Here is a 22,580-nt window from a genome sequence, read left to right as displayed (position 1 = left end):
ATCTTAATGCTCATCACTCTCTTTTATAGACGAATTGATAGCCAAATCCTCTCACCGTTTGAATCCATTTTGGTTTAGAGGGGACATCTTCAATTTTGCGCCGAAGGGTACTAATATGGACAGAGACAGTTTTCAAATCGGTGACACCGTCATAGCCCCAAACATGGTCAATGAGCTGGTCAACACTAATCACTTGATTCGCATGCTCCATTAGAAAAAAGAGGAGCAGTTTTTCCTTTGTGAACAAGTTTAGAAGCTGACCATCTTTATAGACGTTTTTCTCGTCAAAATGAATAGATAAATTATCAATATGTACAATATGATTTTGCTTAGATGGGATTCTTCTTTTTAAATTGGCTTGAACACGTGCCAATAATTCTTTCGGAATAAATGGCTTTGTTATATAATCGTCTGCCCCAACCTCAAAGCCTTCAAGCTTTTGTTCAATTAAATGATTGACGGTCACAAAGATGATAATGGCATCCGATACTTCTCGGATTTTTTTGGCTAGCTCAAAGCCTGTACCATCCGGTAAATTAACATCTAACAAGATTAAATCGGGTTGTTGCGTGCCAACGAGATGCCAACCAGTGGATAGGGAGGGTGCCTTTAATACTGTATAGTTAGCATTCACTAGCGTTAGCGATAAAACTTCCATAATATCTATGTCATCTTCTACTATTAAAATCTTCTCGTTCACCATATCACTAAATCTCCTTCCTATTATAAAATATACCAACTTTTATCTCGGATGGGAAAGAGAAGGTTTAGCGCTTGTGTCATTTTAACACTGCCATATCCTATAGAGCAAAGCAATCAAGGAGGACTGTTTATGGCTAATAAACAGTAAGAGGCTGGGGCAGAACTCGATTATTTTGAAAAATAGTGAAAATAGATAATAATTTTTTTGCCTCATTGAGTTAAATATTTCTTCCTAAATCAAAAAAATGTCAGACCGATTGTATCTTGGTCTAACATTTTTTCTTTTTGCCCCAGCCTCCTCCAACATCATGAATCGAGGTGTGCGATTGCATTTAGCATGTCATCACGGACGGCCTCCCAAAATTGCTGTTGAACATCGTCACAATACGTGTAAAGCTCCTTATGTTGTATATGCTTATACAGAGCAGCAATAGCTTCTTGATGAAAATAAAGGCGATGATTTAATCCTGCTCGTTCTTCTTCGATACAAAATAGCTTATAGATATCAGCTAATCGCTCAAACTTTGCTAATTTTTGTGTGATGGTCTCATATTGTGTTTGATGAAAGCGTCCAACAGATGAGGTCATCGAAATCTTAGTTCGATGCTCCATCTGTAATGTGCGAAACTCCTCAAGACGTATCGCCACACGATACCAAAATTCATAACGGGTCGGTAATTCTTTTAGTTCATAGGTCAGTAAAGATTTTAAAATTGAATGCACTTGTTCATATGTATCGATGATCTTCTCGGATTCTTTAAAAATGCCAAACATACAACCACCCCCATACAGTGTAATACTACAAGATGAGATGAAACTCCTTTCAATATCAGCGTTATTTTCAATCCTTTTTATTTTATGAATAAGTAGCCTCGAGTAGGATTTAGGAGGTAATGATTTAGTTTTACATAAATTATCGCAAAATTCCCTTTTTAAAAACGAGTTTCTTAGAAAATGCAAATAGGCATTTACAAAATGAAATTAAATGTGTTAACTTTTATATTGTTATTAGTTAACACAAAGAGGGGGAGGTTAACAATGCGACATTTTTGGGTTGTAGGCACAGATACGGATGTTGGTAAAACGATGGTCACTACTATGTTGATGTGTCATTTGCAAAGGCAGGGTTTGCAAGTCATACCCTATAAGCCCGTGCAAACAGGTGAGGTATACGAAAATGGGCATGGCTATTATCATGATACAGCTATGTATGAAAAGCATTCTTTACAAAAGCTGCAAAAAGAGCATATTAATAGCTATTCATTGAAGGAAGCGGCATCACCGCATTATGCTGCCAAGCTAGAGGGACAGTCAATTGATGTCAAAGAGCTATTACAGCAAATTCAATTTTTACAAGATGCTTACGATATCGTGATATGCGAGGGGGCTGGTGGGCTCTTTGTTCCTTTCACTGCTCCAAATGGTACGACTCTGCTTGATGTTATTGTCAGTAGCAAGCTGCCAGTCGTGTTGGTCACAAGGACATCACTTGGGACGATCAATCACACATTGTTAACGATGGAGGCATTGCGCGCTCGTCAAATTGATATTCTTGGCATTGTCTTTAATGGAGACACGGGTAGCAGTATAGAACAAGACAATATACAAACAATTTTACAGTACTATCCTATACCTTATGCCATTATTCCACAGCTGAAGGACAAGTCACAGCTAATGGATTATGCCATGACACACACTACTTTGTTTGAAAGGCTCTTTCACTATGAATCAAGCATTAACTGACTTGCAGGCAAGAGATTTACGACATGTTTGGCATCCGTGCTCACAGATGAAGGATTACGAAGCATTTCCGCCAATCGTCATAAAAAAAGGGCAAGGTGTGTGGCTTTATGACGAACATAATCATCGTTATTTGGATGCTGTATCCTCTTGGTGGGTTAATTTATTTGGACATGCCAATCCGCGAATTAGCCAAGCTTTAAGTGAGCAAGCATTTACATTAGAGCATACAATTTTCGCTAATTTCACACATGAACCAGCCATAAATTTAGCTGAAAAATTAGCAGCTTTAGCACCTCAAGAATTACATAAAGTCTTTTTTGCAGATAATGGCTCATCTGCCATTGAGGTGGCATTGAAAATGAGCTTTCAATACCATATGCAGACAGGAAAACCAGCGAAACAGCGCTTCCTCGCTTTGACGGATGCCTATCATGGGGAAACCATTGGTGCTTTATCGGTAGGAGGGGTAGAGCTATACAATGAAGTATATCAACCTCTTTTATTAGATACTGTTCGTGCCAAAGGGCCAGATTGCTTCCGTTGCCCATTTCAGGAAGAGCCAACAAGCTGCCAAGCGCCATGTAGTCAATTTGTAGAGGAACAGCTTCAAGCACATCATGAGGAAATTACGGCCGTTATTATTGAACCGCTTATTCAGGCCGCAGCAGGTATGAAAATGTATCCACCTATCTATTTGCAGCGCTTGCGAGCATTATGTTCACACTATGAGGTCCATTTCATCGCGGATGAGATTGCTGTCGGTTTTGGTCGGACAGGTACGTTATTTGCCTGTGAGCAAGCGGACATCACCCCAGATTTTATGTGTTTATCAAAGGGATTAACAGGCGGTTATTTACCGTTATCTGTTGTCTTAACAACCGATCAAATCTATAACGCTTTTTATGACGACTATGGAACGATGAAGGCATTTTTACATTCACATAGTTATTCAGGCAATACCTTGGCCTGTCGTGTCGCACTTGAAGTGTTAACAATGTTTGAAGAGGAGCAAGTGATGGAGATGATTCAACACAAAGGACAACAAATGCGAGAATTAGCCATGGCAGCCTTTCATGATATTCCGTATGTGGGGGAGTATCGACAAGTTGGTTTAGTGGGAGCTATTGAACTTGTCGCCAATCGACAGACAAAGGAACCATTCGCTAGTGAGGAACGGATCGGCTATCACATTTATCAGCGAGCTTTAGCAAAAGGTCTACTCATCAGACCTCTTGGCAATGTTTTATATTTTATGCCACCCTATATTATTTCTGAAGAAGAAATGTCCTTCATGATTCAAACAACGAAAGAAACGATCGAACAGTTTTTCCAAGATAGGGGGGCTAAGGTTGGTTAAGCGACATCAGACATTAGCACTTGTCATGATCGCCATGTTTGCAGCACTAACAGCGATTGGGGCGTTTATTAAAATTCCATTGCCTGTTGTACCGTTTACATTACAAATTGTTGTTGTATTTTTAGCAGGGTGTTTGTTGGGTAGTCGGAATGGTTTTTATAGTCAGCTTGTCTATATCGGTGTGGGCTTAGTAGGCTTACCTGTTTTTACACAGGGCGGTGGCTTTACGTATGTCCTACAGCCAACATTTGGTTATCTAATTGGCTTTGCCCTAGCTGCCTATGTCATTGGGTTCATCATTGAAAGAATAGAGAACCCAACGAAAAAGCATTTTATTGGAGCAACGATTATAGGACTTATCATTATTTATATGGTGGCTATTCCTTATTTATATATAGCATTAAATTTCTGGTTAGATATGAAATCAAGCTGGTCACATGTTTTTGTCATCGGCTTTTTCAGTAGTATTATCGCTGATGTTTGCTTAGCAATAACATCAGCCCTATTGGCAGAAAGAATGTATAAAGTATTTCATTCGGCAAGAACTGTGAACATTTCACACGTGGAGGGGGAGAAGATAGGATGAATTATTACCAATTAGCACAAGAAGTAATTGCTGGCAAGATCATTAGCAATGAGGAGGCACTTGCTCTCTTAAATAGTGAGGATGATGAGCTATTACAGCTAATGGACGGTGCTTTTGTCATTCGGAAGCATTATTACGGTAAAAAAGTAAAACTGAATATGATTATGAATGCCAAAAGTGGCTATTGTCCTGAGGATTGTGGTTATTGCTCTCAATCTTCTAAATCAACTGCTCCTATTGAAAAATATCCTTTTATTACAAAAGAGGAAATTTTGGCTGGCGCTAAACGAGCGTTTGACAATAAAATTGGGACGTATTGTATTGTTGCAAGTGGTCGAGGGCCAACACGTAAGGATGTCAATGTAGTGAGCGAGGCAGTTGCGGAAATTAAAGAAAAGTATGGCTTGAAGGTTTGTGCTTGTCTAGGCTTATTAAAAGAAGAGCAGGCACAGCAATTAAAGGCAGCTGGAGTGGATCGCTACAATCATAATTTAAATACATCAGAGCGCCATCATGCCTTCATCACAACCTCCCACACGTATGAGGATCGTGTTAATACGGTGGAGATAGTGAAAAAGCATGGAATTTCACCTTGCTCTGGTGCCATTATTGGGATGAAGGAAACGAAGGAGGATGTTGTCCAGATTGCACGTGCCCTTCATCAATTAGATGCTGATTCTATTCCTGTAAACTTTTTGAACGCGATAGATGGTACAAAGCTGGAAGGAACAAAGGAATTAAATCCTCGCTACTGTTTAAAGGTTTTAGCATTATTCCGTTACATCAATCCGACAAAGGAAATTCGCATTTCTGGAGGGCGAGAAATCAATCTAGGCTCACTTCAGCCACTTGGTCTCTATGCAGCCAATAGTATTTTTGTAGGGGATTATTTAACAACAGCTGGTCAAGAAGCAAATAGTGATTATCGTATGTTGGAGGATCTAGGCTTCGAGATTGAATTAACGCAACAGCAAGAAAAAGCATTTTGTTAAGCTTATGAAAGAAAAATCTACTACTACAGCAAAACCGTGCTTCTGTGCGGTTTTTTTGCTTTAGGTGGATAGAAATCAAAAAGTGGTGGATAAACATCAAAAAACAGTGGATAGAAATAAAAAAATGATGGATAAATCTGATATCACTGGCTGTTTTTATACCTATAAAATGAAGGTTTTCACAAATTGTTCAATGAAAGCGTTTTGAAATTGAACAGTTTGTGAAGAACTTCACATAAAGCTTTCTTTTTGAAAAAAACAGCGTAAAATAAGAATCAAGTAAGGAATTGTTATAAAACAGTTGATAAGTAGTCTCACAAATTTTGGTGGTTGTTATATTACAAAAATAATGGGAGAAGGGAGCTTTTTATATGTGGGTTATTACAGTATTTGATAAAAAGGATGTCCGAATTTTTGAGTATACAAACAAAAATGAGGCAACAGAAGCTTTAGCAAAATTTAAGAAAAATGCAGTGTTAACATATACAAAATAAATTGCTTTTGAGACAGCCCTCTCCTGATAGAGGGCTGTTTTTTATGAACAACAAAAAACCGTATAAGCGCTTATGAAAAGCGTTTATACGGTTGCTATTTTTATAAAATACTTGCTAAACGTTTAATCCCCTCACGGATGACTTCAGGTGTTGCATTTGTATAGTTGAGACGCATTGTATTGACATTCGTTTTAGATGTATAGAATGGATCTCCAGGCACAAAGGCAACCTTTTGTTCCATCGCTTTCTGGAATACATCAAGGGCTGATGTACCATCCTTCATTGTTGCCCAGATGAACATGCCTCCCTCAGGTTTTGTATATTCTACATGGGCAGGGAAAAACTCTTGCATCGCATCAAGCATCGCTTCGGATTGATTTTTATATAATGTAATAATTTTTTTGACATGTTCCGAATAGTCATTACTTGCTAAATAATCGTAGATGATATATTGCGAGAAAATATTTGTATGCAGATCAGACGCTTGCTTAGCTGTTTCAATATGCTGTAAAAGCTCTTTATTTTTTGTAATGATAAAACCAAGTCGCATACCAGGTGTGACCGTTTTAGAGAAAGAACCTAGTAAAATACTATTATCTAATTTTCCAGCACCGATATATGGAAGCGGCTCTCCTTGGAAACGTAACTCTCCATATGGATCATCCTCAATTAAAGCAACATCGTATTTTGCCACTATTTCGCAAATTTGCTCACGCTTTTCTTTCGAGTATGTGAGCCCTGTTGGGTTTTGGAAGTTAGGCACCGTATAAATGAATTTTACATTTGGTTGTTGTAGCGCACGTTCTAACTCTTCTAAGTTAAGACCATCGTTTTCAAGTGTTACCCCATAGAAAGTAGGCTCACTTAATGTAAAGGCTTGAATGGCTCCTAAGTATCCAGGCTCTTCGATGATAATGCCATCGCCTTTATTGATGAGTACTTTACTAATCAGTTCAAGAGCTTGCTGTGAGCCTGTTGTAATAAAGACATCTTCAGCTTGTACATCAAGTCCATGCACGCGTTGGTACTTTGCGGCAATGTACTCACGTAATGGTGCATAACCTTGTGTGGAAGAATATTGAAATAGTCGGCTACCATTTTCCGTAATAGCATGATCTACGGATGCTCTTAACGCATCAATAGGGAAAGAAATGGGATTTGGAAGTCCGCCTGCAAAGGAAATAACATCCTCTGCATCTGTTACTTTCAAAATATTTCGAATAAATGAGGATGGTGTTTTTAAGATTCTTTCAGAATATTGCATAATGATCGGTCCTTTTTTTCTGATTTTTTAAAAATTATATCATTGTCATGGTGTGCATACAATATTATCATTGTATGCAAGACAATTAAACTATTGTATGCAAATTAAGAGAAAGAAGGGCTTAGTGAATGCCTATTAATTCATTTGACGAGTATCCAATGAGTTGGAAGCCAGATATTCGCAATATTTCTGCCCCATTATATATAGCTATTGCGCACCAACTGGAACAAGACATAAAAGATGGAAAGCTAATGCCAGGAACGAAACTTCCTCCACAACGCGAATTAGCTGATTTTTTAGATGTGAATTTAAGCACCATTACACGAGCTTTTAAGCTGTGTGGACAAAAAGGATTCATTTATGCCTCGATTGGCAGCGGGACATTTGTTTCCACAGATGCGGCTAGCAATAAAATGTTACTGCCAGCCAATCATGCAACATCTATGATTGAAATGGGTTCTGTTTTACCAGACAACCTGGTCAATGATGATATTGCACGCTTTATGAAAAAGATGTTGAACGAGCCTAGTTTTAGCAAGCTATTTCAGTATGGTCGGCCTGAGGGCAATGCTTGGCAAAATGAAGCCGTGATGAAGCTATTCGAATTGGTGAATTTTCAAACAGATCAGCCTATTTTGCTCGGTGCAGGGGGACAAAATGCCATTGTGGGCACACTGGCAGCTTTATTTCAGCCAGGCGACCGTATTGGGACAGATCCCATTACTTATGCTGGTATTAAAACAGCAGCCAATATGTTAGGTATACAGCTTGTAGCTATTCAACAATGTCAAGGAGAAATGACCAGAGAAGGATTGCTATATGCCTGTAAAAATGAGCATATTAAAGGAATCTATGTGATCCCTGATTTTCATAATCCAACGACACATACGATGTCGGTGGAGACACGAAAAATGATTGCTGAAGTGGCTAGGCAGAAGGATTTGCTTGTGATTGAGGATGCGATTTATAGCTTTCTTAAAGAACAGCCACTTGCACCCATTGCTTCTTTTGCACCCGATAAGGTTATTTATATCGCTAGCCTGTCCAAGACGCTCTCGCCAGGTTTACGCTTATCTTTCCTTGTGACACCTTCAGCATTAAGGAAAAAAATAATGGAAACGCTCTATAATATCAATATTTCAGTGTCACCGCTCATGCTGGAACTAGCAGCAAGATTGATTCATGAAGGCGTGGCACAAACGATTTTAGAAAAGCATCGAGCATATGCGAAGCAGCAAAATGCGCTTGTTAATAAATATTTAGGCGATTACGACATTTTAGGGGAGGAGGAATGTATTTTTAGGTGGTTATACTTGCCTGATAAATTTACGGGAGTTCAATTTGAATTGCTAGCCTCCAAAGCCGGCGTACAAGTCTATGCAGCGGAACGTTTTGCTGTAGGCAATACAAAGCCAGTGAATGCCGTACGTTTAGCGATTGCAGCGCCAGAAGCTCAACTGGAGCAAGCTTTAATTATTTTAAAGGATCTGCTAGAAAGTAATGGTGATTATGCATTTGTTGACTAAAGGTCATCAAGCGTATAATAAAGCTAAGAGAGAGAAGAGGTGATGGACATGACGCATAAAGGGCGTGTTATTTTTCATGTGGATATGAATAGTTTCTATGCTTCGGTAGAGCAAGCACATGATCCAAGCTTAAAAGGGAAGCCAATCGCCATTGCGGGCAACCCAAAAGAGCGACGTGGCATTTTAGTAACCTGTTCCTATGAAGCAAGAGCGCTTGGCATTTATACAACAATGACTGTCCATGAAGCGAAGCGTAAATGTCCTGAACTATTGTTATTGCCTCCAGATTTTAAAAAATATCGTCAAGCATCCAAAGAAATGTTTACCATTCTTCGTAGCTACACTCCTTTAGTGGAGCCTGTTTCGATTGATGAGGGCTATATGGATGTGACAGCGTTAAGTAAGGAGCAACATGCATTAAGTATTGCCCAGGAAATACAAGAGCGCATTTTAGCTGAGCTTGATTTACCTTGCTCTATCGGTATTGCACCAAATAAATTTTTAGCAAAAACAGCTTCTGATATGAAGAAACCGTTGGGAATTACTGTACTACGAATACGGGATATTGAACAGCAGCTTTGGCATCGAGAGGTTGTTGATATGCATGGAATTGGAGCTAGTACGGCCAAAAAATTAAATGTACATGGCATATTTACGATTGGTGATTTGGCGAAAACGGAAGAGTTTAGGATGAAGCAAATTTTAGGAAAGAATGGTGTGCGACTGCGGGCAAGAGCTAATGGGGTGGATCAACGTATGGTCGATCCTGAAGCGGTTTTTGATACGAAAAGCGTAGGAAATTCAACAACTTTACCTGAAGATGTAACAGATGTCCGTGCACTACATAAAACAATAGAAGGTCTGTGTAAAAAGGTGGTTGAACGACTTGAGGCAAAACGGTTAGCGGGCTCCACTGTAAGTATTCAAATACGGGATGCAAGTTGGCATAATCACACACGATCAAAAACAATGTCTAATGTTCTTTATCGTTTTGAAGATATCTATGACATTGCTTGTGCCTTGTTTGATAAGCATTGGGATGAGTCTCCAGTAAGGCTTTTAGGCGTGACGGTTTCTAATGTAGTGGATCGTAAGGATTACTCGCAACAATTATCGATATTTGATTTTCAAGAACATGTAAAAGATGAACCTATTCTCAAAATCGTGGATGAAATTGAGGGACGTTTTGGGAAGGGGGTTATAAAACGTGGTGTAGATTTAGGGAAACGTTCATCCTATCAATCACAAACAAGCTTTAGTAAGGATTTTTTAGATGACCATGATTGAAAATGAAGGCAGGTGTATACATGCGATACAAAACATATGGAGATGTCCATAATCCTCTAATGCTGTTTATTCATGGAGGTGGAGTCGGTGGCTGGATGTGGGAACAACAAGTTCAGCATTTTTCTAATTATCACTGTGTTGTTCCAGAGCTGTTGTCACAAGATGCATTCTCCATTGAGCAGAGTGCCAGAGAGCTTCTCCAACTTCTAGAAGAAAAGGCGACTGGAAAGCCCGTCATACTGATTGGATTCTCTTTAGGAGCACAAATCGCTATTCAAATGCTAAGTATAAAGCCTAGTTTAATCGATTTTACCATTATCAATAGTGCACTTGTAATACCTTCTCCAGCTATGGAATGGATGCTTCAACCGTTCATTCGGCTGACATTTCCACTTATAAAAAATAAAACATTTGCGAAACTTCAAGCTAAAGCCCTATACATCAATGATCTTGATTTTGAACGCTATTATCAAGAGAGTGCTACGATGAAAGTAGAGACATTGATTCAAATTTTGAGAGAAAATATGTTGTTTTCCATCCCGCATGATTTTCATAAAGCCCAAGGGAAAATTTTAATAACGGTAGGAGCTAAAGAGAAAAGCATTATGAAAAAATCAGCTAAAGCTCTTGTTCAAAGTCATCCAAATAGTCATGGTGTCATATTGCACAACATTGGTCATGGAGTATCATTAGCCCAACCTGCATTTTTCAACCATTTTGTAGAAAATTGGATTAAGAATGGTCAACTACCTGAGGGGACAGTGATTCAATAGGGAGGCTCCATTATGAATATTCAAACTCATAATGGAGTTGACAGGAAAAGTGTATTTAAGCTTGAAAATAATGAGGATATAAATCTTTATGCTGTAACATCCAGTCCTTCATCTCTACAATCATTTCCTCATAGCCAGGGACAACAAAGGAGAAGTCATTTCTAGTATTCATTAATGTTTTATTGACATTAACGAGCCGATGAGGAAGAATTTTTATGTTGCTGTCCATAAAGTGTTTATTCAATAGTTGAAGTAAGTCGTATTTTGAAATATTCGTAGTATTGACGAGATGATAGAGTCCTGTTAAATCTTCTTGGACAGCCCGTTCAATGGCTTTTGCTAATGTAAGTGTAGTTACTCCAGTCCAAATAGCCCCCGTATAACCGTGAATGGGACCTTTTTGTTGCATAAACCAATTGAATAGTCCGATGCCATCGTTTTTTAAATCAGGGCCAATAATCGAGTTACGAAATGTTAAATGCTTGTTGTGCTCAATCTCCCCCAAGCCTTTTGTGCGATCATAAAAAGTTTCACCGTCTCCTATGCTAGTTTCATAGTAGGGGGCATTTTTCCCTGAAAATACGCAATCAGTACTTAGATGAATCAGCTTAGTTTGTCGGTTTTCTAGGAGAGAGACAATGGCATGCGGTAAATAACTATTCAGCCAAATGCTTTGTGCAGGATATACCGTACAAGCTTCGTTTAAGACACCAATACAATTAATGACGACATCAAAATCATGATCTACTAACAACGACCGTAAAAATATAGCGTCCATCACATCGCCCATTATATGGTTCCCAGATGGGAAAGGGGTTCTAGCGTAAGTTGTCACATCATGCCCTTGTTCACATAAATAGATGGCAATGGTATGGCCAGCCATGCCAGTAGCGCCGAGCACTAAGAATTTCATGGCGTTCCTCCAGTCCAATAAAGAAGCTCTTCTTGAATAAGCGGTAATGTTAATAATTTTTCTTTGATGTCAGCCACACTTAATTGTTGTGTATTGTTGGAGTTATATTCATCGGTTAATGTAATTTTAGGAGAGCCCTCATCGAGGTATTTTCCATAATTTAAATCCCGATTATCTGCAGGGATTCGATAAAAATTGCCCATATCAACGGCTTTTGCCGATTCTTCTTTTGTACATAATACCTCATACATTTTTTCCCCATGCCGTGTCCCAATAATTTGGATGGCATTGTTTGCCTGAAAAATCTCAAGTAATGCTTGAGCTAAATTGGCTATTGTTGCTGCGGGAGATTTTTGTACCATAATATCTCCATTTTGTGCATGTGAGAAAGCGTACAATACTAATTCAACGGCCTCATCAAGAGTCATCATAAAACGTGTCATGTTTGGATCTGTAATCGTTAACGGCTTTCCAGCTTTTATTTGTTCAATAAATAAGGGAATGACAGAGCCCCGTGAAGCCATAACATTGCCATATCTAGTGCCACAAATGAGCGTATGATGAGGATCAACCATTCGGGATTTAGCGATAAACGTTTTTTCCATCATCGCTTTGGATATTCCCATGGCATTGACAGGGTAGGCTGCTTTATCTGTAGAGAGGCAGATCATTTTCTTGACACCAGCCTGAATGGCAGCTGTTAGGACATGATCGGTTCCTAAAATATTAGTTTTCACAGCTTCTAAAGGGAAAAATTCGCAGGAGGGAACTTGCTTAAGAGCAGCGGCATGGAACACATAGTCCACATTATACATAGCAGTATGGATGCTTTGAATATCACGGACATCTCCGATATAAAATTTGATTTTACTATGCTGATAGAGCTTGCGCATATCATCTTGCTTTTTTTCATCCCTTGAAAAAATACGAATTTCCTTAATATCCGTATTGAGGAAGCGCTTTAGTACAGCGTTACCAAAAGAGCCAGTGCCTCCCGTAATCAGTAATATTTTATTTGTAAACATTGTATGGTTCATTACACCTCCTGCATGCTTTTATTTCAATCCTCTTTGGTGTAGATCACATTCTGAGTTTTCTCTAGGATAGTTGTACCAGTAAGCAAATTCGTTTGTATATTTACTTGTCGGATTTTTATCCATGAGGGCACAATTAAAATCCCAATCTCCTGCTATATCTTTGCGTATTGTAAATTTTGCATCCCCAATTAAACTTCTTCGAATGATTTTAAATTGTCCGGGTAAGGAATAGCGATTCGATTCATCTTTAATAAAGGCGAAGCCATTTTTAATGATCATGTTGTAATAGTAAACATCAAATGTGCCATCCACTTGTGCTAATACATTGCGAATAGCTGGCAAGTAGTGGTCATCGCTATCGATGATGGCTATATAGTCTCCTGTCGCCTCTGCAATGCAGCGATTATAAGCAACACTAGCCCCAAGGTTCGTTGGATGCACGATGATTTTTAAAGCTGCACAGTTTTTTTGGTAGTCCTGTAAAATGGCTAATGTATTGTCAGTAGAACCATCATCCACAATGATAATTTCATAGGCATATTCTTTAGGAATACTGTCAAGCATTGTTAAGATCCATTCTTCGCTATTAAACGCAGGTGATAAAAAACTTATCTTCATTTTATCCCTCCATTCTTTATCTAGTAGTAGAGTTCTTCTATGTGACTGAGCAGATTCTTTAATACAATATGCGTGGACATAGAGCTATTGTAGGCAATTGCTTGTTTTAGGAAGTTTTTAAGAGAGACGCTTTTCTGTATACGATTTCTGTTTACTAGAGAACAAGCAGGATAGGGGCAAAAATTTACTAAGGTATGCACGTTTAGCAGGAAGGGTCATAAACTAGCTAGAGCGCTTTTTTAGAAAGAGGGATACAATGTCAAAAAGGATCGCATTTATTTGTAGCGTGGAATCTTATAAACTGTCTGATGCACATATTTTCAAAGATTTGTGTCTCGTGCCTATTTTGCTAGGGGAGGAATTAGGCTATGAAGTAAGTATTGTGACAACAGAGATGAATGAAGCCCTTCTTCAACAGGCCTTTCCAACTGTAAAATTTGAGTCCATACCATTTGAGAAGGATTATGTGGCGAATATGAATGCTTATTTAGCCAAGCATGCCAAGGACATTGACATTGCCTTTGCCATAGGGCCGTATCCATCTTATTTAGCCATTCTGAAAACCTATAAGCATTATAATCCGCAAGGAAAAATTTATATGAAGTTAGATGTAAATCGATTTTGGTTACATCGATTAAAATCCTATCCATACTTTTTAGAGCTACTGCAATTATGTGATCTGCTATCCTCCGAATGTGTGTCCATTCAAACCGCTATTCAAGTGTATTCGCAATTAGCGATTAAACATATCCCCAATGGCTTTTATGAGCATTTTCCCACAGCACCTGTGTCCTTTCATGACAAGGAAAATAGAATTTTAGCAGTGGGGCGCTTAGATGCACCAGAGAAGCAAACGATTTTGACAGTCAAAGCCTTTCTAGCTGCCCAGCTTCCAGACTGGGAGCTTCGTTTAGTAGGACCGATGTCTGCCTCCTATCAAGAGGAGCTAAGGCAGTTGCTAGATGGCCATCCAACTGCCGCTCAAGTAACGATGGTAGGGCCTATTTATGATAAGGTGCAATTAGAAGAAGAGTACCGTAAGGCTAAAATTTTTTGTTTAACATCTGTAGTAGAATGCTATGCCCATGTTTTTGCAGAGGCTGCTAAAAATGGCTGCTATATCGTGACTACTGATGTTGATGGGGCTGCTGATATTACAATGCAACAACGCTTCGGTACAATTCATCCGACACATGATTGGGAGGGGATTGGTCGGACATTGCAGCAAGTTGCCACACAGGAATCATTGCTGGCCGATACTTGTGTACAGCTTCAAGCATTTGCTAGAAAGGAATTAAATTGGTGCCATATTGTGAAAAGGGTTGCTGAATATTTAAATGAATAAACAATCCTCTCTCGATTTTGAAGACTATTCTTTTCTTTATACCATTATTTCCTATATAATAAAAACTAGATTCATCATGTTAGACAATCATGGGAAGACACAAGGGGAGACAGGAATGGAAATACAACAAGCGACAATGCATGAACTAGAGGATTTATCGAAACTGTTTGATGAATATCGTCAATTTTATGGGATCGAGCCAGATATAAGCAGCGCCAAGGCATTTTTACAATTACGATTGGCTTTAAAAGAGTCTGTCATTTTTGTAGCATTGGTAGATGGCAAGATGATTGGATTTACACAATTGTATCCAACATTTTCATCCATCGCTTTACAATGTGCCTATATTTTAAATGATATTTATGTAACAGAAGATGCTAGAGGCCTAGGGGTGGGCAAGGCATTGATGGAAAAGGTTTTTCGATATTGTGAGCAGCAAGGTGCTCGCTATGTCACACTGCAAACGGCGGCTGATAATGTAAATGCACGTAAACTCTATGAAAAGCTTCATATGAAGCAAGATGAATATTGTAATTATGTGAAATATTTTATGTAGGTGGAACTTGCCAGCATCTCGTCTTCGGATGAAGATGCTTTTTTTTATCAAAACATCCCCTAGATAGCAAATAGTATCTAGGGGATGTTGCTTGATGTTACTTATTTAATTTCAAGTGTATATGGTTGTGTGCTTGCTTTGCCATAATACTCACTGACTTCAATATAGTATTTACCAGCTTGTAGTTCAACTGTACCAACTTCAGTATCGCCAGCTCCGTAAAGATCGAAGGTTTTAACGGTTTTTCCGTTCGCATCAATCACTCGGATCACACCATCTAATGCTTTTTCCGTTTGAAGTGAAAAAACGACATCGCGTTTTTGGACATTATTAAACTCAAAATAGTCCTTATCACCGAAAGGAATACCTGCATTTAAATATTGAGTTGCAACCCATTTATCATCTTTTTTTGTCAGGGCAGATGGTTTTGTTGGTACACCATTCACTAATTCAGAATCTGCATCTTCATCTGCTTGCTGATGGTTGAACATCGTTAAAGTATACGGTTGTACAGACACTTGACCAAGACCCATGCTGTTGACAAGGATAAAATAACCGCGGTCTTTTTTGGCTTTGAAGGATGTATTTACATCTGTTGTTCCACCCATTCCAAGTAATAATTCAAGAATATTATCGCTTAGTCCAAATGGAATTTCTGTTTCCATTTCTTTCGGATCAATTTTCTTATTGCCGTTCGTATCTTCTATAATAGAGCCAGCAAATTTTAACTCTTTTTGAAGCTCTTTTGGTAGTTGAGCTAATTGTTCATTTGTAAATGGGGTAGAAGAAAGAAGCAGACTCATCACTTCATCATTGCCTTCTTGCTTATAGTAGTAATAATCTACATCATCTTGATAAATAAGATGGTCTTTATAAGTCGTACCTGGCTGAACTTTCAGCGCTTTTGCTTCCTCATGATTGTCTGGATTGTAATCTGCTGGAATATCACCGATTTTTTTTGTTTTCAACGTATAAGGTTCAGCAGATCGTTCTCCAGCATTGACAACAGCGACCACATAGGTTTTATCCTTTTTCAATGGGATGACCTTTGCATCATTTTCATTTCCAGTCGAACCAAGCAGTAGTGCTAGTAATCCAAGGTCATTTGTTAAGGAAGAAACAGGGATTAATTCCTTTGCTTCCTCATCATATTCAAATACGGTACCAGCAGGCTTTTGGTTCATCCCTTTGATAAAGCTGAAACTATAAAGGGCATCTTCCTTCGTTTTAAATAAGAAATAATCCTCATCATAGTCTGTTTGGAAATAAGCTTTCTTATTTTCACCAATTTCAAAACGTATAGCCTGTTTTATAATCGGCTCAACATTTTCTATATTCCCTGACGCCGTTGGATTCATTAGCATACCCATTAGGCTGTCAATTTCATTGCGTTTTTTAGTTTTACTTGGTGTAATCGGTAATTGTCCCTCTGGCATTCCTTCTTCTAACATGGCTTCATTTAGCGGTAGCCCATCTTCGTCTGGTGGAAGGGTAACCACTTCACCTTTTAATGTGTAAGGAATCATCGATTCACTAACCGTTTCTTCTTTTTCAATACCACCACTAAAGAACATTTCCATAGAAAACTCACTATTACTGTCATTAGAGACACTTAAAACATATTCCTGATCCGGTACAGCATCGATAATCATGCTAACTGCTTCACCTTTCGCTGTACCATTTGCTGTTTGCATAGGATAGGCTTGTTCTTCCTCGCTGTCATCAATTTTAGCTTGCTCAGCTTCTTCTGGTGGTATCGGCTGAAAGTCATCCTTAAGATAAAGCTCCATAGAGGCTGTGACACCTGGAATACCCGACAGGTCGAATTGTAATGTCGTTGGTTCTTTTACAGAGAATGTGAAATAATCTTGATCTCGTTGTTGATCTTTTGACAGAAGGGTATAGTTTTTGCCTGCCGTACTATAAGGGAACTTATTTATCGGCGCCATAGTAGATTTATCTAATGTATCAATTGGCAAGCTCTTCGTCGTTTGTGCTGTAAACGTGTAAGTAGATTTGCCTTTTAAGCTATAGCTACCATTATGATCTTTGACAGCAATTAAAAGCGTCCCTTTTTGATCTGCTTTAAATAAATAACCTTCTTTTTTTCCTACGCGAACATCATTGACATGAATCGGCTCTACTTCACCCTTATGATTATTTGGGTAGAAATATAAATCAAAGGCATAATCATATTTGTTTGCACCTTTTAATGTTAGCTGAGCATATTCATTTTCGTCTAAATCGACTTTATACCATTTCTTTTCATCTTGCTGCTCGAAAGCGCCGTGTTCGATATTTAACGTATTTTTAGCAAGAACTTTAGCGTTTTGTATGCGTTCTTCTTTCGACTCTGAATAGTGTTTAGGTAGTTTATTTAAATCGAATTGCAATGCTTTGACTGGATCGATTAGTCCATGACCGTAGGTAAGATCATAGCCTTTCGCTCCTAAATCTTGTGCCGTCATTTCCAAAATTGCCTCTATTTCATGCGGCTTTAAATGTGGATATTTTGATTTAAGAAGAGAGGCGACGCCTGCCACTACAGGTGATGCCATGGATGTACCACTGAATTTGACGAAGGATGATCCTTTTTTGTCATCATGAACGGTACTATAAATTTCTTCACCTGGTGCAACAACATCAACGGACGGTCCGTAATTTGAATAGCTTGATAGTTTGTTGCGCTCATTCGTTGAACCTACACTAATAACACCCTCATAAGAAGCAGGGAAGGAGTATTCATCTGTTGATTCATTGCCCGCGGCTGCCACAATTGTAATACCACTGTCAACGGCTTTCTGAACGGCTTCTTTCATCAGTGGAGATTCCCCGTAGCCTCCTAGACTCATATTAATGACGTCAACACCCTGTTCAATAGCATACAAAATGCCTTGTGCAATAATGAAATCATTTGCACCTTCTTTGCCATTAAATACGTCAATGGGTAGTAGCTTCGCTTTCGGATTCACACCGTGTCCGCCTATGCCATTATCTTTAGCTGCGGCGATAATACCAGCTACATGTGTTCCGTGATCACCTGGATAAGTAGTATTCGCTGGTGCTGCTGCATTATAGGGTGGGAGTACTTGAGATTTTAGATCGGGGTGTTTAAAATCTACACCAGAATCAATGACAGCGACTGTCACATCATGCTCACCCGCTAATTCTAGTGCCTTATCCATTTGCAGTAGGTTTAAATGATACATCTCTTGTTTCTTTGGATCGACTTCTGTTTGAAAAGAGCGATACACATAGCTAGGAGATACACTTGTAATGCCATCTTGCTTTAGATAGTAAGCAACTGCTTTTTCTATTGATACGCCTTTATTCAGTTGTACCACATCATAGCCTAATGAAGGAATGGAGCGGATGACTTTGGAGCCAATGTTTTTATGTACATTTTTATCAAGTCCTGAATGCTTGATAACAATTTTATCCTTACTCATCCATTTTTCTTCATTCTGCTCTGTTTGTTTCATACTACTTGCCAGTACATTCTTGGCTTTATGCTGAGGTACTTCAGCAAAGGCAGAAGCAGCTGGAACCATTAGTGTAGCGGATGCTACAATAGCGACTGATTTTTTAAACAAACTTTTCAATTGTTATCTCTCCTTGGTGTTATAAATTAAGTCTCGACTCTATTAATACGGATAAAGATTAGAAAAGTTTCGTAAAGGAGGAAAATTTTTCACTATTTTTTCCTTCGAATTGTCTAAAGTTTTTTGTTTTACAACTAATTAGTAGAAAGCCTCTATTCAGCTGATGGACTTCCAAGTATTGCACGCTTCGTTCTTTTACGTTTATCCAATATGTTTTTGGCATGCCAAACCATCAAAGACATCGCAACGAATTTGACGTATCGCTAACATAAATCGAATCTTTTGATTTCGTAGTAGTTTACTAATTTTTGAATATGAAAGAAAATAAAAAATGATAAAGCCATCGAGAGAGAATTTCTCGATGACTTTTGTCTACAATTGTTCTATTAATTGTTGTAATTCATACTTGGAGCGGGGGGGTGTAATGTTTTCCTGCAATAGCTTCTTTTTTTGTAATGTCATGAACATATCAAAAACCCATGGACGTTCGAGATGTGCACGTTGCAGCAATTCTTCTTCATAAAACAACTCGATCGGGTCTCCGTTATAAATGATATTCCCTGCCTCCATGACAATGATTTGATCCGCCCATTCATAAGCAAGGGGAATGTCATGGGTAGCAAGTAAAATGGTTCTTTCGCCGTCTTCTAATTTACCTAGGTACTGTAGAACTTGGGTAGCATAATAATTGTCAAGGCCTGCTGTTGGCTCATCTAATAAGAGGACAGAGGGCTCCATCGCTAAAACACCTGCCATCGCCACACGCTTTTTCTGACCTACGCTTAGAAAGTGAATAGGTTTTTCGAGTAAATCGCCTATTTCCGTTTGCGCAACAGCCCATGCTATTTTTTCTTCGATTTTTTCGGTAGACCAGCCAAGATTTAGTGGTCCAAATGCGATATCTTGCTTGACAGTACCTGAAAAAAGTTGATGATCCGCATCTTGAAAAACAATGCCAACTTGCTGGCGAAGTGCCTTTAAAGCTTTTCGACTATATTGAAGCTCGTTGCCATCAAAAACAATCGTCCCAGCTGACGGTTGTAAAATACCATTAAGATGCTGAAACAATGTTGATTTTCCAGCGCCATTATGACCAAGGATGGCAATTTTTTTTCCTTTTGGAATGTGTAAAGTAATGTCTGACAATGCCTTCGTACCATCTGCATAGGCATAGGACAAGCGGTTTAGTTCAAAATAGAATGCTGTCATGAGAAGTACCCTCCATATACAATGAGGAATAGGAATAGTGTCGCTATGCCTAGCCAATTTTTCTTGCTATAGGAGCCCATCTCTTGCCAGTAGACGGCTTCGCCACCCCGTGACTGCATGGCATTATTAAGCTCACGACTACGCTGAAACATTTCAGCAAATAGCGCCACAATAAGCATGGATACGGAGCGTAGCCATTGCATTGGAGAATGGTAGCCAAGACGCGCTTGCTGGGCAAGATGTATTCTGTACATGCTTTCTAAAAATATAAAAATAAAACGATAGGTTAGTTCAATAAGCTCAACCAATAAAGAGGGCAGTCGCCATTGTCGGAGCACATAGCAAATCCCTTGTACGGATGTGGTCAAAATTAAAAAGTATAAACAACTACTACTGCCAAGGACAATAAAGAACAATTGTTGGGCGGACAGGGCACTTGCTTTTCCGATGAAAATTGTCCAATTCATCCACGTAAAAGACCACAGATGGGCAGGTAATACATGAGTTGCTGGTGTGATTGACAGCAAGATGGATACAAGACTTGTTAGTAAGAAAAATCCAGGTAGCAATAATAACTTAACATAGTAGGTAAGCGGAATTTTTGCACCTAAAATGATAAAAGCACTCATTACAAAAAATGTAATGAGTGAAAGTCGTTCATCTCTCATGATGAGCGTTACGAGAAGTAGACCAATTGAAAATATCATTTTTTCTAGCGGATGAACGGACGCTAGCTTATTAAGATACGCATACTTATCAATGAGTAACATAACGGGTTAACCTTCTTTATGCTTGCCGCGCATATAGCCGATGAAGTAGCCAATAAAACCAGCTCCAATAGCTGCCTGTAGCACGAATAATAAGCTTTCAATTTCACCACTTGGTGGCTCCCATAAGCTTTCAAACCACGGTTCATATTCTGCATTGATTTCGCCAATGGCTGCTTCTGCCTCTCCATCAGCACCACCAAATTCTGCACCTTTTTGTATAAACAATGGGATGATAGCTAACAGCACAACAATCGCTAATAGTAATAAATTTCGTTTCATCTACTAATGTGCCTCCTTTGTTGAGAAAACACGCAACATTTTTAATTCGCTGACATTGTACTTTTTCAAGAAATTCATCACAATGACCGTTAAAATTCCTTCACTCACCGCTAACGGAATTTGAGTTAAGGCAAAAATACCTGCGAACTTTGTAAACGATGCCATAAAGCCGCCAACCTCTGAAGGGAAGGCTAATGCTAACTGTACAGAAGTCACAACATATGTACTTAAGTCACCAAGCATCGCAGCAAAAAAAACAGCTAGTGAAAATGACAACCCTATTTTTTGAGCCCCTTTAAAGACAAAGTAAGCAATAAATGGGCCTACAATCGCCATAGAGAAGGCGTTCGCTCCTAAAGTGGTAATCCCACCATGTGCTAATAATAAAGATTGGAATAATAAAACAATCGTTCCGATGACACTCATAGCGAGAGGTCCGAATAAAACCGTTCCAAGTCCAACACCAGTTGGGTGGGAGCAACTACCTGTAACCGAAGGGATTTTTAACGCCGACAGCACAAAAGCAAAGGCTCCTGAAAGACCTAAAAGCATTTTGGTTTCAGGGTTTTCTTCAATTGTTTTGCGAATGGAGCGCAATCCTAGAATAATAAATGGGATAGAGATGACCCACCAAAAAATAGCCCATTCGATTGGTAAAAAACCTTCCATGATATGCATAGCAAAGGCACGTTTTGGCACGAGTAAAAAGGCCAATAAAAAATAACTAAGTTTCCACCATGAAAATTTCAAAAGCTTTCCTCCTTACTAATAGATTTTTAGAATGTAGCGTGCGTAAATAAAAAAGCACTTCTCCGTTGTTGGAAAAGTGCATAGCTAAAAAAGCAAATAACATTCTCATCTGCTAAGCCGCACACCTATCCTCGTAGGCTGAAACGATCACATATTTTTCGGCAGGTCTCCTGGCTCTAGTTCAACACTTTATAGGTCTTCCCATCCGTTGGACAGTGACATGTTCTATAAAGCTCCCTAATACAGTGGCGGGACCGCGCCGGACTCAAACCGGCTTCCCTTTTAAGCAAAATGATAAGTATTTTACACCGAAAAAACATTAAGTTGTGAGATTTCACGACAAAGTGTAACATGATTTTCCATAAATATGCTATACTTTTTTTAAAAATATTTTCAATTGAAGGTCAATAGAGAAGATTCTGATAACTACTGAATTGTCATAAATAGGGAGATATTATAATTTTTATACCCGGTCTACACACAAAATTGATAAAATTGTCATAAATTTTTATAGAAATATTGAAATTTTAAAATAATGAGATATGATAGAGACAGTTTTCTATTCTATTAAGAAGATAATAAATTTCATATAAAACGTCGATAAGTGCTCGAATAACTCGAGATAATAGGGAAATTGGTGAAAATCCAATACAGCCCCCGCTACTGTAATAGCTGATGAAATCGCAAAGCCACTGGTGCAAACTTGGGAAGGTGCGATAGTAAAATGAAGCTTAAGTCAGGAAACCTGCTTATTTGATTGTGCATGCAAACTTTTCG

At 38.7% G+C, this 22,580-nt stretch carries 21 protein-coding genes and 2 riboswitches; of the genes, 10 read left to right on the top strand and 11 right to left on the bottom strand.

All coding sequences use genetic code 11. The features are described from left to right. Window positions 1-13: 13 nt before the first annotated feature. The gene (locus tag NV349_RS13570) at window positions 14-703 is read right to left on the bottom strand and encodes a response regulator transcription factor (protein ID WP_271910216.1); all 690 of its coding nucleotides are present in this window, start codon (window positions 701-703) and stop codon (window positions 14-16) included. Window positions 704-1,008: 305 nt separating this feature from the next. Further along, complete coding sequence (locus tag NV349_RS13565) at window positions 1,009-1,476, bottom strand: hypothetical protein (protein ID WP_271910215.1); 468 nt, start codon at window positions 1,474-1,476, stop codon at window positions 1,009-1,011. Between the two features lie 264 nt (window positions 1,477-1,740). Here NV349_RS13565 and bioD point away from each other — a divergent pair, with 264 nt between their 5' ends. The 5 genes from bioD to NV349_RS13540 all read left to right on the top strand — a co-directional run bounded on the left by bioD (window position 1,741) and on the right by NV349_RS13540 (window position 5,874). Beyond that, window positions 1,741-2,445 (top strand): dethiobiotin synthase, encoded by a 705-nt coding sequence (bioD, locus tag NV349_RS13560; protein WP_271910213.1) that lies wholly within the window; start codon window positions 1,741-1,743, stop codon window positions 2,443-2,445. After that, window positions 2,426-3,802 (top strand): adenosylmethionine--8-amino-7-oxononanoate transaminase, encoded by a 1,377-nt coding sequence (bioA, locus tag NV349_RS13555; RefSeq protein WP_271910211.1) that lies wholly within the window; start codon window positions 2,426-2,428, stop codon window positions 3,800-3,802. Before bioD ends, bioA begins: the two co-directional genes overlap by 20 nt. Window positions 3,803-3,827: 25 nt before the next feature. Next, window positions 3,828-4,388 carry a biotin transporter BioY gene (locus NV349_RS13550; RefSeq protein WP_369802783.1) on the top strand — a complete coding sequence of 187 codons (561 nt, stop codon included), beginning with the start codon at window positions 3,828-3,830 and terminating at the stop codon, window positions 4,386-4,388. Then, the gene (gene bioB / locus NV349_RS13545; RefSeq protein ID WP_036119950.1) at window positions 4,385-5,380 is read left to right on the top strand and encodes a biotin synthase BioB; all 996 of its coding nucleotides are present in this window, start codon (window positions 4,385-4,387) and stop codon (window positions 5,378-5,380) included. The genes NV349_RS13550 and bioB overlap by 4 nt, the downstream gene beginning before the upstream one ends. A 371-nt stretch (window positions 5,381-5,751) precedes the next feature. Beyond that, complete coding sequence (locus NV349_RS13540) at window positions 5,752-5,874, top strand: hypothetical protein (RefSeq protein ID WP_255358819.1); 123 nt, start codon at window positions 5,752-5,754, stop codon at window positions 5,872-5,874. 100 nt (window positions 5,875-5,974) lie between these two features. Here the strand turns inward: NV349_RS13540 and NV349_RS13535 are convergent, their stop codons facing one another. Further along, window positions 5,975-7,138: an aminotransferase-like domain-containing protein gene (locus NV349_RS13535; RefSeq protein ID WP_036119952.1), complete on the bottom strand. Its 1,164-nt coding sequence runs from the start codon at window positions 7,136-7,138 to the stop codon at window positions 5,975-5,977. 128 nt (window positions 7,139-7,266) lie between these two features. Between NV349_RS13535 and NV349_RS13530 the strand changes: the two genes are divergently transcribed. Genes NV349_RS13530 through NV349_RS13520 form a run of 3 tightly spaced genes read left to right on the top strand, consistent with a single transcriptional unit; the run spans window position 7,267 to window position 10,724 of the window. After that, on the top strand, window positions 7,267-8,664 hold the full coding sequence (locus NV349_RS13530; RefSeq protein WP_271910208.1) for an aminotransferase-like domain-containing protein: 1,398 nt from the start codon (window positions 7,267-7,269) through the stop codon (window positions 8,662-8,664). 48 nt (window positions 8,665-8,712) lie between these two features. Beyond that, window positions 8,713-9,951 carry a DNA polymerase IV gene (locus NV349_RS13525; RefSeq protein WP_036119957.1) on the top strand — a complete coding sequence of 413 codons (1,239 nt, stop codon included), beginning with the start codon at window positions 8,713-8,715 and terminating at the stop codon, window positions 9,949-9,951. 20 nt (window positions 9,952-9,971) lie between these two features. Next, window positions 9,972-10,724 (top strand): alpha/beta fold hydrolase, encoded by a 753-nt coding sequence (locus tag NV349_RS13520; RefSeq protein ID WP_058844587.1) that lies wholly within the window; start codon window positions 9,972-9,974, stop codon window positions 10,722-10,724. A 55-nt stretch (window positions 10,725-10,779) separates the two neighbouring features. Here the strand turns inward: NV349_RS13520 and NV349_RS13515 are convergent, their stop codons facing one another. Genes NV349_RS13515 through NV349_RS13505 form a run of 3 tightly spaced genes read right to left on the bottom strand, consistent with a single transcriptional unit; the run spans window position 10,780 to window position 13,292 of the window. Continuing rightward, window positions 10,780-11,637 (bottom strand): SDR family oxidoreductase, encoded by an 858-nt coding sequence (locus tag NV349_RS13515; protein WP_058844507.1) that lies wholly within the window; start codon window positions 11,635-11,637, stop codon window positions 10,780-10,782. After that, window positions 11,634-12,662 carry a polysaccharide biosynthesis protein gene (locus tag NV349_RS13510; protein ID WP_058844588.1) on the bottom strand — a complete coding sequence of 343 codons (1,029 nt, stop codon included), beginning with the start codon at window positions 12,660-12,662 and terminating at the stop codon, window positions 11,634-11,636. The genes NV349_RS13515 and NV349_RS13510 overlap by 4 nt, the downstream gene beginning before the upstream one ends. Before the next feature lie 30 nt (window positions 12,663-12,692). Then, window positions 12,693-13,292, bottom strand: a complete 600-nt coding sequence (locus tag NV349_RS13505; RefSeq protein WP_036119976.1) for a glycosyltransferase family 2 protein — start codon at window positions 13,290-13,292, stop codon at window positions 12,693-12,695. Window positions 13,293-13,548: 256 nt separating this feature from the next. Between NV349_RS13505 and NV349_RS13500 the strand changes: the two genes are divergently transcribed. Together NV349_RS13500 and NV349_RS13495 are read left to right on the top strand one after the other, a co-directional pair. Then, window positions 13,549-14,637, top strand: a complete 1,089-nt coding sequence (locus NV349_RS13500; RefSeq protein ID WP_058844508.1) for a glycosyltransferase family 4 protein — start codon at window positions 13,549-13,551, stop codon at window positions 14,635-14,637. A gap of 115 nt (window positions 14,638-14,752) precedes the next feature. Continuing rightward, window positions 14,753-15,193, top strand: a complete 441-nt coding sequence (locus tag NV349_RS13495; protein ID WP_036119982.1) for a GNAT family N-acetyltransferase — start codon at window positions 14,753-14,755, stop codon at window positions 15,191-15,193. Window positions 15,194-15,294: 101 nt separating this feature from the next. On the opposite strand, the gene NV349_RS13490 is transcribed toward NV349_RS13495, so the two are convergent. The 5 genes from NV349_RS13490 to NV349_RS13470 form a co-directional block, all read right to left on the bottom strand. Next, on the bottom strand, window positions 15,295-18,795 hold the full coding sequence (locus tag NV349_RS13490) for a S8 family peptidase (RefSeq protein WP_058844509.1): 3,501 nt from the start codon (window positions 18,793-18,795) through the stop codon (window positions 15,295-15,297). A gap of 372 nt (window positions 18,796-19,167) precedes the next feature. Next, a complete protein-coding gene (locus tag NV349_RS13485; protein ID WP_036119998.1) occupies window positions 19,168-20,004 on the bottom strand; it encodes an energy-coupling factor ABC transporter ATP-binding protein in 837 nt (278 codons plus the stop codon). After that, window positions 20,001-20,774 (bottom strand): cobalt ECF transporter T component CbiQ, encoded by a 774-nt coding sequence (cbiQ, locus tag NV349_RS13480; RefSeq protein ID WP_036120002.1) that lies wholly within the window; start codon window positions 20,772-20,774, stop codon window positions 20,001-20,003. The genes NV349_RS13485 and cbiQ overlap by 4 nt, the downstream gene beginning before the upstream one ends. Before the next feature lie 6 nt (window positions 20,775-20,780). Then, window positions 20,781-21,053, bottom strand: a complete 273-nt coding sequence (locus NV349_RS13475; protein ID WP_058844510.1) for an energy-coupling factor ABC transporter substrate-binding protein — start codon at window positions 21,051-21,053, stop codon at window positions 20,781-20,783. 3 nt (window positions 21,054-21,056) lie between these two features. Further along, window positions 21,057-21,803: an energy-coupling factor ABC transporter permease gene (locus tag NV349_RS13470; protein WP_058844511.1), complete on the bottom strand. Its 747-nt coding sequence runs from the start codon at window positions 21,801-21,803 to the stop codon at window positions 21,057-21,059. 143 nt (window positions 21,804-21,946) lie between these two features. Beyond that, window positions 21,947-22,131, bottom strand: a riboswitch (cobalamin riboswitch). Window positions 22,132-22,388: 257 nt separating this feature from the next. Next, a riboswitch (cobalamin riboswitch) is annotated at window positions 22,389-22,570 on the top strand. Window positions 22,571-22,580 lie beyond the last annotated feature (10 nt).

Origin of the sequence: Lysinibacillus sp. OF-1, from assembly GCF_028356935.1 — a bacterium.
In the GTDB taxonomy this organism is placed as follows: domain Bacteria; phylum Bacillota; class Bacilli; order Bacillales_A; family Planococcaceae; genus Lysinibacillus; species Lysinibacillus fusiformis_D.
The sequence above is the reverse complement of the archived record's forward strand: the minus strand, read 5'-3'. Positions and strand labels throughout refer to the sequence as shown.

What these genes read in the sequence shown, in the direction of transcription:
- NV349_RS13570 (WP_271910216.1), bottom strand. Translation starts at nt 703, where the DNA reads ATGGTGAACGAGAAGATTTTAATAGTAGAAGATGACATAGATATTATG.
- NV349_RS13565 (WP_271910215.1), bottom strand. Translation starts at nt 1,476, where the DNA reads ATGTTTGGCATTTTTAAAGAATCCGAGAAGATCATCGATACATATGAA.
- bioD (WP_271910213.1), top strand. Translation starts at nt 1,741, where the DNA reads ATGCGACATTTTTGGGTTGTAGGCACAGATACGGATGTTGGTAAAACG.
- bioA (WP_271910211.1), top strand. Translation starts at nt 2,426, where the DNA reads ATGAATCAAGCATTAACTGACTTGCAGGCAAGAGATTTACGACATGTT.
- NV349_RS13550 (WP_369802783.1), top strand. Translation starts at nt 3,828, where the DNA reads ATGATCGCCATGTTTGCAGCACTAACAGCGATTGGGGCGTTTATTAAA.
- bioB (WP_036119950.1), top strand. Translation starts at nt 4,385, where the DNA reads ATGAATTATTACCAATTAGCACAAGAAGTAATTGCTGGCAAGATCATT.
- NV349_RS13540 (WP_255358819.1), top strand. Translation starts at nt 5,752, where the DNA reads ATGTGGGTTATTACAGTATTTGATAAAAAGGATGTCCGAATTTTTGAG.
- NV349_RS13535 (WP_036119952.1), bottom strand. Translation starts at nt 7,138, where the DNA reads ATGCAATATTCTGAAAGAATCTTAAAAACACCATCCTCATTTATTCGA.
- NV349_RS13530 (WP_271910208.1), top strand. Translation starts at nt 7,267, where the DNA reads ATGCCTATTAATTCATTTGACGAGTATCCAATGAGTTGGAAGCCAGAT.
- NV349_RS13525 (WP_036119957.1), top strand. Translation starts at nt 8,713, where the DNA reads ATGACGCATAAAGGGCGTGTTATTTTTCATGTGGATATGAATAGTTTC.
- NV349_RS13520 (WP_058844587.1), top strand. Translation starts at nt 9,972, where the DNA reads ATGCGATACAAAACATATGGAGATGTCCATAATCCTCTAATGCTGTTT.
- NV349_RS13515 (WP_058844507.1), bottom strand. Translation starts at nt 11,637, where the DNA reads ATGAAATTCTTAGTGCTCGGCGCTACTGGCATGGCTGGCCATACCATT.
- NV349_RS13510 (WP_058844588.1), bottom strand. Translation starts at nt 12,662, where the DNA reads ATGTTTACAAATAAAATATTACTGATTACGGGAGGCACTGGCTCTTTT.
- NV349_RS13505 (WP_036119976.1), bottom strand. Translation starts at nt 13,292, where the DNA reads ATGAAGATAAGTTTTTTATCACCTGCGTTTAATAGCGAAGAATGGATC.
- NV349_RS13500 (WP_058844508.1), top strand. Translation starts at nt 13,549, where the DNA reads ATGTCAAAAAGGATCGCATTTATTTGTAGCGTGGAATCTTATAAACTG.
- NV349_RS13495 (WP_036119982.1), top strand. Translation starts at nt 14,753, where the DNA reads ATGGAAATACAACAAGCGACAATGCATGAACTAGAGGATTTATCGAAA.
- NV349_RS13485 (WP_036119998.1), bottom strand. Translation starts at nt 20,004, where the DNA reads ATGACAGCATTCTATTTTGAACTAAACCGCTTGTCCTATGCCTATGCA.
- cbiQ (WP_036120002.1), bottom strand. Translation starts at nt 20,774, where the DNA reads ATGTTACTCATTGATAAGTATGCGTATCTTAATAAGCTAGCGTCCGTT.
- NV349_RS13475 (WP_058844510.1), bottom strand. Translation starts at nt 21,053, where the DNA reads ATGAAACGAAATTTATTACTATTAGCGATTGTTGTGCTGTTAGCTATC.